Here is a 15,572-nt window from a genome sequence, read left to right as displayed (position 1 = left end):
GCCCTCCTATGCAAAATGTTTTTCAATCACATACTTTTCCATTCGTTTCATCGCATATACACCCGCAATAAAATACGCAACTCCTAATCCCAATAACCACATAAGTTCAATTTGTATGGAAGCTAAATTCCCACCTTCAATCATACACAATCGAAATGCTGATAAACCATGTGAGAGCGGCATCAATACACTCATAGGTTGTAAAAATGCCGGAAGATAACCTACTGGAAAAAACACACCACTGACAAGGCTCATAAAAATAAACAATGTATTTTGTGTTAAATATGTATCACGAAAATAGAGCATAAAAGCCCCCAACACTAGTGCTTGAGCGAATATAGCAAAAAAGAAAATAAATAATAAAAGTACCACTGGTATCATATTTATTTCTCGAAACTGTAATCCAAAAAACAAACCAAAAATAAAAATCGTGATAAATTCAAGTCCCACACGCAATATTCCTTGCGCAGCTGCTCCTAGAAAATAACCTTGCCGAGATGATGGCGTTAATAATAAAACATCAAGCGTCCCTTCACGCAGTTCGGTTATCAATGTCCGGCTCACAATCATTAATAGAGAAACAGAAAATGAATAAAAAACAGCTCCTAATATAACGTAAGAAAGATAATCATCCGTCTTCCCTAACTTTGCAAAATTAGCATCTAACTTTCCTTGAAACATAAAATGATATGTTAGATAAGCAAACAATACGATATATACACCAGTTAAAATATGCCCTAAAAAAAATGACCATGGGTACGCTCTACGCATCGTATAGAAATCACGACGAAATGTAGCCATAAACGTTAGCCACATGTTCTCCCCTCCTCTAATTTTTGAACAATTGGGAAATCCATAAATTGATCTAAATCAACACGAATTTGTTCTAATCGTTCTCGATTTGTTTTATAAAATACGTAATAACCTTTTCGTTCCTTTTGTATAAGACCTGTAGACTCTAACATTTTTAAATGATTGGAAACCGTTGACTTTGTAAGACTATACCGCTCTGTTAATTGCTGTGTACAAAAAGATTGAAAGGATAAATCTCTTAGCATTTTTAATCTCGTTTCATCTGATATCGCTTGTAGAATTCGCAAAAGATCCTTTGGTACTTCATCTGTATACGACGATGCGATTTCCACCTCATAATAGACTTTTATATGAGTAGAAATAAGATTATCTATTAGTAAATGAGGTGCGACAAAAGTTGATGGATATAATGTAATTGCTGATAAATCCTCATAACGATATTGCCAAGTACGGGCTTTTAAAAAGATTATTTCCTTTTCATCAATTAAAAATCTCGGATGCAAGTTTTTAGAAAGGGACAACGGGTTTTGTTTGATTGTTTCTTTCACATCATATACAGATCGTTCTAGCCATGGTTCTATTTGAAATAACTCTCGTGCAAAATAGCGCTGATGATATTGATATAAAAAATTACAAACTAATTCTTTCTCTAGCTTAGGAAAAAATGATTGAAAGCCTTTTGTATCCGTTACTCGTAATTTTTCAATCCCTTCTTCAACATAGACTTCAGCCTGAAACTCAGAGCACCAATCTATAAAATGTAACCAGTCATCGCTTTTCTCATTAATCTCATATAATATTTCTTTTTCCTCCTGATCCATCTGATTTAATACATTTTCTGCCCACTCTAATCGTTTTACATGATGGGTAGGATTAGATAAAACATGTAAGCTTAATAACATTTCGCGAAATGGTGAATATACAACTTTGACATGTCGTTCAAACCATGATGTAACTCGCAACATAAATTCCCCTCTCTTTGATTCGATTTCTATCGAATCAATTTTATAATTTTGCAAAATTATTCAGTATATTAACAACTTACAATGTAAACGTCAATGAAAAATTAAAAATATTTTCATAAAAAAAGACCTCAGCTACGCTAAGGTCTTTTTACTTAATTCTTTTATGTTTTTAAAATACAGGAGTGCTTCTTTCTCTTCTCCCTCATCAAACAAATTGAGTTGTTTAATGATTTCAGCTGCAAACTCGACATAAGCAGAGCCAACTGCTGTAATGATTTTCCCATCCACTGTTACATCTATACTTTGTTTATACTTCCACTCATGGAGATGTGCTAGACTCTCCACTTCTGGTGTTAAAGAAGTTGAAAATCTTTTATTTAGCAACACATCAGCTGCTTGTAATAAAGCGGTTCCTGCACAAATACCAGCTAACCATTTATTTTGTTCATTTATCTCTCGGGCAAGCGATAATAACTTAGGATTTTCTAGATGATGAAAGATATCTCCGCCGGGGACAATTAAAATCTCATACTCTTTTGCAATTATGCCATCTATGGAAATATGCGGTTTACACTGGAAACCTCCTTCTCCTGTAACAGTCGCATTATCTACACTTGCTGTGACAATTTCAAATCCCTTACTCTTTAAAAATAAACTCGCTAGATTCACTTCAAATTCTGCAAATCCATCAAATAGAAAAAACAATGCTTTTTTCATTTCATCAGCCCCTTTACTTTCGACACACTTATACATATTCGAAAGTAAAAAACTTCTCCTTCTAAAAACAAACCTGCTAATGCAGATTTGTTTTTACCTTATCTTCTATTAAACCCTTTTTTACTCAAAAACTCCTTCATATGCATTCTTTTCTCTTTTGACATAAAAGCACTCATTGATCCTGTCCATGTTACATCCTTTTGATTTGTAGATCTTCCCTTATAATATTCATTAGTCGTACGGTCATATTCCTCTAGTAATTCATCATATTTATTTTCGTCATATACGTTTTCATGTAAAATCGCTTCAACTGGCAAACGCGGTTTCACTGCATGACTTTCATCAGGTACTCCAACTGTCATCCCAAATACCGGGTATACTTTATCTGGTAAATGGAGCAGTTCACTCACTTCTTCTGGATTATTCCTGATTCCTCCAATATAACAAATGCCATATCCTAGTGATTCTGCAGCGAGCGCTAAGTTTTGTGCAAATAAGGATGCATCTACTGTAGCTACAATAAAGTCCTCTGCACCATCATGTTTAATCTCTGTTCCATGTTTCTCACATGCTGTTTCTAAGCGCTTTAAATCTGCACAGCAAACAAAAAATGCCGCGCAATCTTTCACATGACGATTACCTGATAACTCTGCCAATTGCACCTTTAAATTTTCATCTGTAACGTACATAACTGAATACGCCTGAACAAAATGTGATGATGCTGCATACTGCGCTGCTTGTACCATTCTTTCCACTATATTCTTAGGAATTGGTTCTTGTTTATATTTCCGAACTGATGTATGTTGCTCCATTTTATGTATCATCTCATTCATAGTAAAGCCTCCTTATTTCTTATTACTGAAAAATTAACATATCCTTTTCATTTATCACAACTTTTATGCCCATCTAAAAATTTCTATATAATATGCTCTTTTTTCACCTCAATTAAAGCAGAACCCTTCAAACCTATACAAAAAGAGAACGAATTTTTAACCATTCGTCCTCTTTCATTCTTGAAAAAATAAATCGTTTAAGCTGCTCTCAGCACTTTAACACCTTTAACAATATTCCAAACAAAGTAATAAATACCTACAATTGCAAAAGTTACATAGGTTACAATCATTCCGATTCCAACACTTGCGGATTCTCCAAAACTTAAACCGAATACACCTGAAAATGCCAATCCACCAAACAAAATTGCATATGGGAAAATGTGTGTCCAAAATGCCTTTTTCGCATGATATTTCACATCATCTTCTGCAATAAAGTAGACGATGATTGGGAATAGAAACGGTGCAAAGAAAATACTAAAATAACAAAGTGAAGATAAAATATTATTGCCTTTCATACGATTCACTCCTAAAGTTTCGTTGTTTTTGTTACCTTTATTATGGCACTTCACTACTTTAGGAACTATCGTTTTACCTTTCAATCAGATTACATTTTTGTAAGATTTATTACTATATACGATTCGTTAGCCAATACTGTGTAATCGCAAAATATTCCCTCACATTTGACTGAATAATAATCGATTTAGGTGTTTTCGCAGGAAGTCCATTTACCTTCAACCCTTGTTTTTCAGCAATTTTTTTGGCCCGAAACATATGAAAATCATTTGTAACAATCATCCCTTTTTTCTTATTTGCTGGAATAAGAGACTTTGAGAATTCAATATTTTCATCTGTATTTGTAGAACGATCTTCCATTATAATTCTTTGTTCTGCAATACTTTGTTTCATTAATCCTTTTTTCATAGCCCGTGCTTCTGAAATGTCTTCTCCTTTTCCTTTACCACCGGATACAATAACAATCGTTTGTTCATGTGTTTTTAAATATTCCGCTGCTTTATCAATACGATATTGTAAAGAATAAGAAGGCTCTGTTCCTTTCACCTTTGCTCCTAAAAGAATCATGTAGTCTGCATCGTTCGGTGCTTCCATATGACCATGCTTATAAATGTTATATTGTAAAAATCCTATATAACCTACTATAATCATTATCACAACTAAACTATACTTCATCATCTTTTTCTTCTTTATCATTTACATTTACTCCTATTTTTTCTATTTTCTCATCATAATATTCTTCTCATTATTTGTATAGATTTAATTTCCTAAATAACCCTCGATAAGTAATATTTACAATAAATAAAGGGAATAGTGGATAAGGTATATATAAGATAATTGGAACTTTGCATTAAGGAGTGTAAACATTGATTGTTTTTTTATGTAATATAACCTTCTTCTTTTTATTATTTCTTATCTCGCTTAAACTACTAGGAAAATCCGCACTCGCACAGCTTACACCACACGATTTCGGGGCGATTATCTTTTTATCTTATTTAGCTTTTCGAGCTATACCGGTTGATGGCGCTCTGCAAGCTATTGTAGGTATAATTGTGATTACATGCCTTCATCTCTTGATTACAAAATTGAGCTTGCTAAATAAACTGAATCGTTTCATTCTTGGTCACCCCATTATTTTAATTAAACATGGAGATATTGTTTTTGAAAATCTAAAGAAAAGTAGATATCCAATTGCTGAGTTACTATCTAATCTTCGCGTAGCAGGATATCCTAGCGTACATGAAATCGAATATGCCATTTTAGAAGCGAATGGCGCCATTAGTATTTTACCAAAAAGAGAGCTTGTTCCTCTCACTCCAAAAGATATGCATATAGATGTAAAATATGCAGGATTACCAATTGCCCTTATCGTTGATGCACAAATTCAATACGATAATTTAAAATTAATCCATAAAAATGAAAAATGGCTTCGGAAAGAGTTACTAGAAAAAGGATTTGAAGATATAAAAAACATTGCATTTGCTTCTGTACAAGAAACTGAAGGCTCTTTTGCAATTAGCCTAAAAAATAAGAAATCCCCTTAAATACATTAAGGGGATTTCTATCATGCCACATGTTCTCTTTCTATATTTCGTACTGATACAGGATGAGAAATACGATTCATCCCAAATACAACAATCGCTGTTAATACTTCAGATACAGGCATTACAAGCCAAATTCCATTTACTCCAAACAACTTTGGCATAATCCATAAGAGTGGAATAATGAGTAATAAACCGCGGTTCAAAATAATCAAGATAGACTTTCTTGTTTGTCTCACCGATTGGAAATACTCTCCATATACAATGTTATAGCCAAAAAATACATATTGAACAAAGAACAGACTCATTCCTGTTACAGTTAGTGTCAGTAACTCTTTTGATTGAACATCAAATAAACCAATAATGTATTCCCCAAAGAATAATCCGCTCACAATTGCTACACATCCAAGTACAATAGCTGTTTTGACTGCAAAGTTTAGTCCTTCCTTCAAACGTTCAGGTAAATTTGCACCGTAATGAAAACTTGCAATTGGTTGCAATGCCGCTCCAACACCTAAGAATACTAATAGCATCATGGAGTGAATACTATTCACTATTGCGTAAGATGCTACACCTAATTCTCCTGCATATTTCATAAAGGTTATGTTAAAACCAATCGTTACAATCGCTACTGTTATTTCTGCGGTGAAACTTGGAAAACCAATCACCATAATTTGTTTGACTGTATTCCATTCAAAATGAAATTTCGTCCATTTTAAAATGCTACTTTTTCTAAAGAAATGACTTAATAAAACAAGAAAACCAATTGCTGCTGACAGGATAGTCGCTGCCGCCGCTCCTGTTACACCCCAGCCAAAAATAAAAATAAAAATATAATCAAAAGCAATATTTAACAACGCTGTTACAACAAGTCCTGCCATCGCTAAATTTGGATTTCCGTCGTTTCGTATAAATGTACTTAAAATATTTTCTAATACGTATATCATTCCAAATGTTAATAATACAGTTAAATAGTCTAATGCATATGGTAAGATTACTTCATTAGCTCCAAATAAATAGGCCAAATCTTCTATTCTCCATAAACAGATGACCATTAAAGCACCAACAATTACAACAGCCACTGTCATAGACTGAGTAAAAATGGATCTCGCTCGCTCTATTTTATTTTCACCTAATGCTATGGAATATAGTGTAGCTCCGCCCATTCCAATCCACAATGATATAGAGAAAAAAATGGAAAAGGCCGGGATAGCAACGTTTACTCCCGCTAAGCCATTCGCTCCGACTCCTCTGCTAATCATAACGGCATCGATTACAATATTCACCGACATTAATACCATTCCAAGAACCGCTGGTATTAAATAAGATATAAATAAATTTTTCATTGGTTTTTCTCTTAATTTCTCAGTTGTTTCCATAATAAAATGCTCCTTTTCAATTCTCTGTTCACATTTTAAACCTTCAAGCAACTTGAAGGTCAAGTGAGAATTAAAAATACATTTTTATTATACAACCTCTTACTTCTTTTTTATTACCGGGATTTGTATTTCTGTAACTTGCTCTTCTGGATTCTCCGTTACAGAACAGTCAATTAAAGCGAGCTCAATTGCATCTCCAGACACTTCATATCCTTTCTCCTTGATATCCATTAACAGCTTCTTATAAGTTCCATCCGTTTTTTCATATGGCCCATGGTGATAAGAGCAAGCGAACATCCCTTCTTTAATTTCATCTGAAGTAATAATTTGAAACGGCATATAATCAAGGAGAATAAAAACACTGTTATATGCTTGAAATTCATTTTGAAGCAACCCTTCTTTTGACACTGTCACACCTAGGTCTCCTGAAAATAAACTATCATCTATTTGCTTCATATTTTTTTGGAGTGAATGGATATAATATTCAAACATATCATCCGTTATATTTGGTGCAATAGCTAACGCTGTAATTTTTCTCTTTGGTAATTTTTTAAGTGTCACATTATTAGCTTTTGACTTTGTAGCTTCTTTCATCAAATCGATTTTATGCTTCATTTTAGCCAATGCATATTCAATTTCTCTTTGTTTTTTTAACATCATCTCTTGTTGTTTTTTAAGTAAATTTAAGGCATAAGATGGGTTTCTTTCATCAATATATTCCTTTATTTCTTTTAAAGAAATATTTAACTGCCGTAAAAATTTAATTGTATCTAAAAGTGCAAATTGGTCGATTGTATAATATCGATACTTTGTTTGTGGATCAACAATGGATGGATGAAAAATACCTTTTTCATCGTAATAACGTAATGTTGACTCCGCAATATTATGCATTTTTGCCATTTCTCCAATAGTAAAGCGTTGATTGAATAACATATTTTCTACTCCGTTTCTTTCAAATAAATTGATTCGTTAAAAACAAATTTGTTTTTCTTCCCCTTCATTATATAGACATTTATTCCTTATTCAAAATGAATCATCCCCATGAAAATCTTCCGATTTAACATTGATTTTTCTTGAAATTTATTATATATTTATTACAGGTTCAAATTACAAGTTCAAAAGAACTCGTATAAAGACCTCTTGTTTAATGTGTTTTACATATTAGTACATTAGGCAAACTCCGAGAAATCGTTTAATAAAAACAAAAAATGAAAAGGAGAGATGAGATGGAATTTTTCTTTCAAATTGCGTTAATTTTACTAAGCACCAAAATTGCTGGTGACATTAGTGTGAGATTAGGACAACCTTCTGTACTCGGGAAATTAATTGTTGGTATTGTAATTGGTCCGGCGGTATTAGGTTTAGTTAACAATTCAGATTTACTCACACAGTTAAGTCAAGTAGGAGTTATTCTCCTTATGTTTATGGCAGGTCTAGAAACAGATTTAAAAGAACTAAATGAAAATCGCAATTCATCTTTAGCTGTTGCTGTTGGCGGTATTATTCTTCCATTTGTAGGTGGTTATGTTTCAGGACTAATTATGGGTATGGAACAAGCAAATGCTGTCTTTTTAGGATTACTTCTATGTGCAACAAGTGTTAGTATCTCTGTACAAACACTTCGTGACTTAGGAAAAATGAAGACTCGCGAAAGCACAACAATGTTGGGAGCAGCTGTATTTGATGATATTCTTGTTGTTATTTTACTAGCATTTGCCATGAGTTTCTTAGGCTCAGGTGATGTAAGCTTAACAATGATTATTTTGAAAAAGGTTGTTTTCTTCCTTTCTATCATCCTAATCGGTTGGAAAGGTGTTCCAATGATTATGCGTTGGTTATCACCACTACGCGTATCAGAGTCTATAATTAGTGCGGCTCTTATCATTTGTTTCGCTTTTGCATATTTCGGTGAACTATTAGGAATCGCAGGCATTATCGGAGCATTTGCAGCAGGTATTGCTATCTCTCAAACAGATTACAAACATGAAGTAGAAAAGAAAGTAGAACCAATCGCTTATGCAATGTTCGTTCCTATCTTCTTTGTAAGCATTGGTATGAATATTACGTTTGCAGGCATTGGAGATAAAGTATGGTTTATCTTGGCTTTAACTGTAATTGCTGTATTAACAAAACTGATTGGTTGTGGCTTCGGAGCGCGCATGACAGGATTTGATTTACAATCATCTACAATCATTGGGTCCGGAATGGTTTCACGCGGTGAAGTTGCTCTTATCATTGCAGGACAGGGGCTTACTTCTGGACTACTAGCACAAGATTACTTTACAGCAATTGTAATTGTCGTTATTTTAACAACAATGATTACACCACCAATGTTAAAATATTCTTTCGGTGTAAAAGATAAGCAATTAAAACAAAGTGCATAATAGCTATATAGAGTACTAGTTTCATAATATAAAAAACGAGATGATTCTCTTCAAAAGACAATCATCTCATTTTTTATCATTTTAACCGAGAAGACCCCCTCCTCTAAACGAAGTGAAGGTGGGGGATGAATCGGTTTTTTTAAATACGTTCCATCGCTGTCTTCAATGTCCCGACAACAAAAGCAATTTCTTCACTTGAAATAATAAGAGGCGGTGCTAACGTTAAAACATTATTATAGCCTGCTGTTGTCATTCCGTTACGTCCAATGATTAATCCTTTTTCTTTACAAGCATTCACTACACTGGCAATTTTATCATTATCAATTGGTTCTTTTGTTCCTTTGTCATTTACCAGCTCAATGCCAACTAGCAACCCTTTCCCTCTAATATCTCCAACAAGTGGATGATCATCTCCTATTTCTTCTTTTAATTGCTCTAATAAAAGCGATCCCATTTGTGCAGAACGCTCAATTAAATTTTCGTTTTCCATAATCTCTAAGTTTTTAAGTGCTAACGCACAAGCTGCTGGATTGCCACCAAACGTGTTAATATGACGGAAAAATTCATATTCTCCCTTTCCTTTAAATGCTTCATAAATCTCTTTCTTCACTGCTGTTGCTGATAACGGTAGGTATGCACTTGTAATCCCTTTTGCCATTGTAATAATGTCAGGCTTTACATCATAATTCATAAAACCAAACGCTTTTCCTGTACGACCGAAACCACAAATTACTTCGTCACTAATTAGCAATGCACCATGTTTTTGACACGTCTCATGAACAGCTTTCATATAATCTTGCGGGGGCATCAAAATTCCTCCGCCTGTAATAATTGGTTCCATAATCAATCCAGCTATCGTTTCACTTAGTTCCCACGTCATAACACGATCAATTTCTTTCACACACTCTACATCATAAATATTTTGTGACGAAATCTCTGGCATTCGGTAACAATCTGGTGGCGTAACATGTAAAAAACCAGAAGCAAATGGCTCATACTGATACCTCCGCTGTGCCTGTCCTGTCGCTGCCATCGTCGCCATTGTATTTCCATGATAACCACGATAACGTGACATAAATTTATAACGGTGTGACTCTCCCTTATGAGCATAATATTGACGAGCAACTTTAAATGCTGTTTCATTCGCTTCCGATCCACTGTTAGAGAAGAAAATAACATACTCTCCTCCAAGCCATTCATTTAACTTTTCAGCAAGCTGAATTGCAGGTTCATGAGATTGTGACATTGGAAAATATGATAATTTTTGCAATTGCTCATACGCTGCTTCAGCAAGCTCTTTTCTTCCATATCCACTATTCACACACCAAAGCCCACTCATCCCATCTAAGTACCGTTTCCCCTCTATATCTTCTACCCAGCATCCTTCTGCTTTTGCCCCGACCATTGTACTATTTGGACTAAAAGGACGCATTCCGTGCCACACATACTTTTCATCCTTTGCTAATAATGCATCTGATTGTTTCGTTTTCATCATACATTCCACCTTCCAAAACAACTTATATTTTCCCAAGCTGTACTGGCGCCATGATGAGATAAAACTTTTCCCTATTTATTTTCATTCCACATGAACAAAATAAATCCTACCGACTGCCGAGTAATATTTTCAAGCAACATTACAAAACAAAAGAGCTCTCCAAGCAACTGGAAAGCTCTCTTTTTTCTTAATGCGCAGACACGTCACTAACTCCATGACCTGTGTTAGATTTAACAAGGATTTCATCGAACTTCGCTGCATCTTCTTTCTTACTTGAAAAGATTGTCCCTAAATACGCTGCTAAAAATCCAAGTGGAATAGAAATAATTCCAGGTGTTGTATAAGGGAATAATGCTTTTCCAACAAAGATTGCTTTCCCAGCTTCAGGATTCCAAACATTCGGGCTTAGTGCCACTAATACGATAGCTGATACTAACCCAACAACCATTCCACAAATTGCTCCTGTTGTATTAAAGCGTTTCCAATAAATTGTAAACAAAATCACTGGTAAGTTAGCACTTGCAGCAACCGCAAATGCTAACGACACTAGAAACGCAACATTTAACGTTTGAGCAAATAACGCTAAAATAATAGATAATACAGCTACACCAATTGATGCATAGCGTGCCATGGACACCTGCTCTTTTTCTGTTGATTTTCCTCGGCGAATAATTTCATTATAGAAATCATGTGCGAAAGCTGAAGCGGCTGTTAAAACTAAACCAGCTACAACGGCTAAAATCGTCGCAAATGCAATTGCAGAAACGAATGCAAATAAGAAATCTCCCCCAAGTGCTTTTGCTAATAAAGGTGCTGCCATATTACCAGCTGGATTTGCCTGAATAATTGCAGCATTCCCTACAAATGCAGCTGCACCAAAACCTAGGAAAATGGTCATAATATAAAATGCACCAATTAACCACGTTGCATATACAACAGACTGACGTGCTGTTTTCGCGTCACGAACAGTGAAAAAGCGAACAAGAATATGAGGTAAACCAGCTGTTCCTAAAACAAGACCTAAATTTAAAGAAATCGTATCTAATCCATTTTTATATTTCACACCTGGATTTAAAAATGCCTCTTTTAGAGGTGTTGCCGTTTTCATCTGCGCAAACATTTCTGTCACGCTAAAATTAAATTTAGCAAATACAATTACTGAAATAATAAATGTCCCTGCCATTAGCAAGACAGCTTTTACAATTTGTACCCAACTCGTCGCTGTCATACCTCCAAAAATCACATACACCGTCATTAACGTTCCAACAATTAAAACGGATGTCGTATATTCAATCCCTAATAATAATTTAATAAGTGCTCCTGCTCCCACAAGCTGTGCAATCATATAGAAAATTGAAATCGTCATCGTATTTAAAGCTGCAACTCCGCGCACTTTTCTCGCATCAAAACGTGCTGCAATCATATCAGCTAATGTATATTTCCCTAAGTTTCTAAGCGGTTCAGCAACAAGATATAATACAACTAAATAGGCAACAAGAAAGCCTATGCTATAAAAGAAACCATCAAATCCAGTTAATGCGATTGCCCCTGCAATCCCTAAAAAAGAAGCAGCTGACATATAATCTCCCGCAATGGCCAAACCATTTTGCCACCCAGTTAAGCCTCCTCCTGCCGTATAAAACTCGCTCGCATTTTTCGTCTTTTTCGATGCAAAATATGTAATGACGAGCGTACCAAGAACGATAATTAAAAAAAGTGCAAACGCCGTTACGTTCAAATTTATCCCCTCCCTTTTTGTATATCTTGAAGAATTTTTTGCGAAGTCTTGTCGAACGATTCCGCTTTTTTGTTATACATCATACATAACGACCACGTCATAACAAATTGTGTAAAAGCAAAGATCCACGCCCATGTAACATCTCCAAACGCTGGTGTATTCAACACTTTTGAATAAGAAGTCAAAAGCGGCAGAGCAATAAAAAAGCTTAAAAAGAAAATGCTCATCGGAACAATAAACTTTCGCTTCTTTTCTAGCAATGCTTGAAATTCCGCTGACTGGACGACTTCTGTATAATTCACCTCACTTTGCAACTTACGTGCTGAACTCTCTCGTTTCATTTGTCCTCTCCCCTTTCCTTCAACCCTTAAATAAAATTTCCCCTCATAAACAAAAACTAAATTTTATAAATATTCAGAAACTTACATTTATTTTAGACAATCTCTTCTCCTCTGCAAAGATTTTTCGATAGACATTTTTCGTCATATTTTCCTAATTTTTTAATATATTTTTTTAAAATAAAAAGAAGTGCTCATCGCACCACTTTCTTGTCCTTCTCTTTTTCTAAGTTACGTGCCGTCCTACTTAATTCAACATCTTTTCCGTTTTTATAAGTTCCAAATAAGAAATCATAAACTGGATTCGACACACCAAACCAATAATTTTCATTTTTATAATGATGCAAAATATGTTGTTTTTTTAGCCATCTACCAAAACCAGTCAAAAGACGGATTGGTCTATGCGCTATATAATGTTTCCATTCATAAACGAGCAACATGACAATCATCCCAATTCCAAATGAAAATGTAATCGTTATATTCCTTGTAAGTCCATACAGAATGAACAAATAAATTGCAAATCCTGGCATGCTATACCATACTGGTAAAAATAATAGCTTTAAATCATCCGGGTACACATGGTGATCATAATGTAATCTCTTTAACATTTTTAGTAAAAATGGATTTTTAGTAAAAATGGATTTTTAGGAGGTTTCATATGAAATAAAAACCGATGTGTTATATACTCATTGATTGTATAAAAAACGATTCCCGCAAGACATGATAAAATGGCCACCCCTGTAAATAATTGCATTTTCAAAATAATGATAAACAATATAAATACTCCAAACATAATCACAATATCATGTTGGAAAAAGAACTCCTTCATCACCCTTTTCATTCATCCTATCCCCTTTCTTAGAAAAAACAGCCATAACATATCGTTACGACTGTTTTCATTCTATCTATCTTATTCTCTTTTACTCACAAATTTGCTCGCTGTTCTATTGTAGAGAAAAAATTTTGCGAACCAAATATATTTTGTTTCGGTATAATGTGTTCAACTGCAAAGACAGTTACTTCACCTTCCTGTACCTCTCCAATAATCAGTCCCAGTATTGCATGATTTACAGCAAATGTTGGCTGCTTTGTTTGAAGTAGTCTTTCAACAGTTTGAAGAACGGCCTCATATAAAGGGTCCCTATCCGTTATTTCTTTTCGAATTTTTGGTGCTAATGTAATGATAATTTCTTTTCCATTAACTGTGGTTCGATACATAAAAATCTCCCCTTCAATCTTATATGAACAACTGTAAAGCTTTATACGCAAAATGAATCGAATACCCGACTAAGATAAAACCAGCTCCCGCTGTAATATAACCGAGTACCTTTGGTTTAAGCACTGTGCGTCCAAAATGAACAGAAAAGGCAATATTTAAATTCCATAAAATAATGCCACCAATTATGCAAAGACTATATAAAAAGGCCTCTTGTTTTGTTACTTTCGTGAGCAGTGAATTAAGCGTACTCCCATATACACCAAACCAAAAGACAAGATTTAACGGATTAGATACCGCAATTAAAAATCCTGCCATAAAGGATTGACGAAGTCCACCTACCTCTTCTTGTTTATATTCCATATTTGAATGTAAAATTCCTTGTTTTACACTTTGAAATCCTAAATAAAACAATAAGAAAAAACCTATACAATACATAAATGCTTGTACATATGTATACATAAATACAGAAGATAATCCAAAGTAAATAAGCAGCATAAATAAAATATCTGCACTCATGCCTCCTACCCCAACAAGCCAAGCATGCCAAAACCCACGTTCGATCCCTCTTTTTAACATTTCAATATTAATTGGCCCTACTGGTGCCGCTAGTGAAATTCCTAGTATAAATTGCTGTATAATTGCTCCAAACATCGCTCTATCCTTTCTATATCATTTTACTATTAGCTAATGTAAACAGTACTAAAAATAGACTAACTTTTATAAAAAATATACATATATAAAATGCCCTTTTTTATCCAAAATATGCAAAAAAGCCATCCTTAATGATGGCTTTCATTTTAGTACTTTATGATGAAATGGACATTTTCCTTCGATTGGTTCGATGTCATCTCCAATAAAATATTGTTTCCATTCCTGATGATTCGGATCACCATAGTGACTAATATTGGGATGTTTCGGCAGCTGATCCCACTTTTCCACTCGTTCTCTAACCGTTTGTCTGGAATATGCCCCTTTCGGTCGATCTCCTTCTAATCCATCAAATATGATCCGTGGCTGAAATCCTATAATGAGCGAATTTCCTAAATGCCTCGTTTTTCTCTGTTTATAGGCAGGAGCATTCCCAAATGCAAACATCGGCTCCCCACCAAATGAAAATTCCCATAAGTAATGATCTGGATTTTTTGGAATTTGCTCTGGCCATGGCTGTTCATCCTTTTCATGTAAATATTGTAGCACTCTCCAAAAGTACATGCGGTAATATTCGAGCGATCTTTCTTCACACTCTGGCTCAACAAAAAGAAAAAAACCTCTTCTTACAACTGGTCGCTCATTCATTAACTGTAAAAAAGAAAACAGAGTCTTGGGTAAATGACTCCAATCATCCTGAGATAAAAACGAGTAACGAAGTTCATTTTTCTTTAAGGCCGTTAAGCCAAAATAGCACGGAAAAGTTGGCTCTAATACAACATTAGAAAAATTCTCAAATTCTTTTGAAACCCAACTTGGTATATCACTCCTAGTTTTAATTTCTTGATTATCTAACAAATAAGACTTACTCATTCTCTCACCTCATTATGTACAGCATTCATTTAAGCATATTAAGAATAAAAGTTGTCCTATACCATTTTAAAAACTTGTGTAAAAAATTATTTGAAAATACAAAAATATAAAACCGC

Annotated in this window: 16 protein-coding genes and 1 pseudogene; 2 read left to right on the top strand and 15 right to left on the bottom strand. The window is 34.4% G+C overall.

The genetic code is table 11. The features are described 5' to 3' along the window. Positions 1–6: 6 nt before the first annotated feature. The 6 genes from NSQ40_RS08850 to NSQ40_RS08825 form a co-directional block, all read right to left on the bottom strand. Positions 7–816 carry an ABC transporter permease gene (locus NSQ40_RS08850; protein WP_033796024.1) on the bottom strand — a complete coding sequence of 270 codons (810 nt, stop codon included), beginning with the start codon at positions 814–816 and terminating at the stop codon, positions 7–9. Then, a complete protein-coding gene (locus NSQ40_RS08845; RefSeq protein ID WP_003196523.1) occupies positions 807–1,778 on the bottom strand; it encodes an ArsR/SmtB family transcription factor in 972 nt (323 codons plus the stop codon). Before NSQ40_RS08845 ends, NSQ40_RS08850 begins: the two co-directional genes overlap by 10 nt. Before the next feature lie 132 nt (positions 1,779–1,910). After that, positions 1,911–2,495 (bottom strand): DJ-1/PfpI family protein, encoded by a 585-nt coding sequence (locus NSQ40_RS08840; RefSeq protein ID WP_033796990.1) that lies wholly within the window; start codon positions 2,493–2,495, stop codon positions 1,911–1,913. 98 nt (positions 2,496–2,593) lie between these two features. Beyond that, the gene (gene nfsA / locus NSQ40_RS08835; protein ID WP_003196519.1) at positions 2,594–3,328 is read right to left on the bottom strand and encodes an oxygen-insensitive NADPH nitroreductase; all 735 of its coding nucleotides are present in this window, start codon (positions 3,326–3,328) and stop codon (positions 2,594–2,596) included. Positions 3,329–3,525: 197 nt separating this feature from the next. Then, positions 3,526–3,843 carry a DUF4870 domain-containing protein gene (locus tag NSQ40_RS08830; RefSeq protein WP_018764335.1) on the bottom strand — a complete coding sequence of 106 codons (318 nt, stop codon included), beginning with the start codon at positions 3,841–3,843 and terminating at the stop codon, positions 3,526–3,528. Positions 3,844–3,955: 112 nt separating this feature from the next. Next, entirely contained in the window at positions 3,956–4,534 is a 579-nt protein-coding gene (locus NSQ40_RS08825; RefSeq protein WP_033671070.1) for a YdcF family protein, read from the bottom strand. 173 nt (positions 4,535–4,707) lie between these two features. On the opposite strand from NSQ40_RS08825, the gene NSQ40_RS08820 reads away from it, so the two are divergent. Beyond that, positions 4,708–5,385 (top strand): DUF421 domain-containing protein, encoded by a 678-nt coding sequence (locus tag NSQ40_RS08820; RefSeq protein ID WP_003196513.1) that lies wholly within the window; start codon positions 4,708–4,710, stop codon positions 5,383–5,385. A gap of 20 nt (positions 5,386–5,405) precedes the next feature. Here NSQ40_RS08820 and NSQ40_RS08815 read toward each other — a convergent pair whose 3' ends face one another. Further along, positions 5,406–6,764 carry an MATE family efflux transporter gene (locus tag NSQ40_RS08815; protein WP_033794770.1) on the bottom strand — a complete coding sequence of 453 codons (1,359 nt, stop codon included), beginning with the start codon at positions 6,762–6,764 and terminating at the stop codon, positions 5,406–5,408. A gap of 96 nt (positions 6,765–6,860) precedes the next feature. Further along, positions 6,861–7,694, bottom strand: a complete 834-nt coding sequence (locus NSQ40_RS08810; protein WP_003196509.1) for a MerR family transcriptional regulator — start codon at positions 7,692–7,694, stop codon at positions 6,861–6,863. 293 nt (positions 7,695–7,987) lie between these two features. Here NSQ40_RS08810 and NSQ40_RS08805 point away from each other — a divergent pair, with 293 nt between their 5' ends. Further along, positions 7,988–9,145, top strand: coding sequence for a cation:proton antiporter (locus NSQ40_RS08805; RefSeq protein WP_018764331.1), 1,158 nt, complete (start codon positions 7,988–7,990; stop codon positions 9,143–9,145). Between the two features lie 139 nt (positions 9,146–9,284). Here the strand turns inward: NSQ40_RS08805 and NSQ40_RS08800 are convergent, their stop codons facing one another. The 7 genes and pseudogenes from NSQ40_RS08800 to NSQ40_RS08770 form a co-directional block, all read right to left on the bottom strand. Beyond that, the gene (locus tag NSQ40_RS08800; RefSeq protein WP_033796022.1) at positions 9,285–10,637 is read right to left on the bottom strand and encodes an aspartate aminotransferase family protein; all 1,353 of its coding nucleotides are present in this window, start codon (positions 10,635–10,637) and stop codon (positions 9,285–9,287) included. A gap of 190 nt (positions 10,638–10,827) precedes the next feature. Then, a complete protein-coding gene (locus NSQ40_RS08795) occupies positions 10,828–12,378 on the bottom strand; it encodes a solute symporter family protein (RefSeq protein WP_003196504.1) in 1,551 nt (516 codons plus the stop codon). 2 nt (positions 12,379–12,380) lie between these two features. After that, positions 12,381–12,719 carry a DUF485 domain-containing protein gene (locus NSQ40_RS08790; RefSeq protein ID WP_018764329.1) on the bottom strand — a complete coding sequence of 113 codons (339 nt, stop codon included), beginning with the start codon at positions 12,717–12,719 and terminating at the stop codon, positions 12,381–12,383. 191 nt (positions 12,720–12,910) lie between these two features. Continuing rightward, positions 12,911–13,557: pseudogene (locus NSQ40_RS08785) on the bottom strand (sterol desaturase family protein). 83 nt (positions 13,558–13,640) lie between these two features. Next, entirely contained in the window at positions 13,641–13,934 is a 294-nt protein-coding gene (locus NSQ40_RS08780) for a hypothetical protein (protein WP_003196497.1), read from the bottom strand. Positions 13,935–13,953: 19 nt separating this feature from the next. After that, positions 13,954–14,586 carry a LysE family transporter gene (locus NSQ40_RS08775; protein ID WP_003196495.1) on the bottom strand — a complete coding sequence of 211 codons (633 nt, stop codon included), beginning with the start codon at positions 14,584–14,586 and terminating at the stop codon, positions 13,954–13,956. 141 nt (positions 14,587–14,727) lie between these two features. Next, on the bottom strand, positions 14,728–15,456 hold the full coding sequence (locus NSQ40_RS08770; protein ID WP_003196494.1) for a YqcI/YcgG family protein: 729 nt from the start codon (positions 15,454–15,456) through the stop codon (positions 14,728–14,730). Between the last annotated feature and the right edge of the window lie 116 nt (positions 15,457–15,572).

Source organism: Bacillus sp. FSL K6-6038, from assembly GCF_038050455.1.
Taxonomy (GTDB): Bacteria; Bacillota; Bacilli; order Bacillales; family Bacillaceae_G; genus Bacillus_A; species Bacillus_A pseudomycoides.
This window is presented reverse-complemented; position numbering and strand designations above follow the sequence as displayed.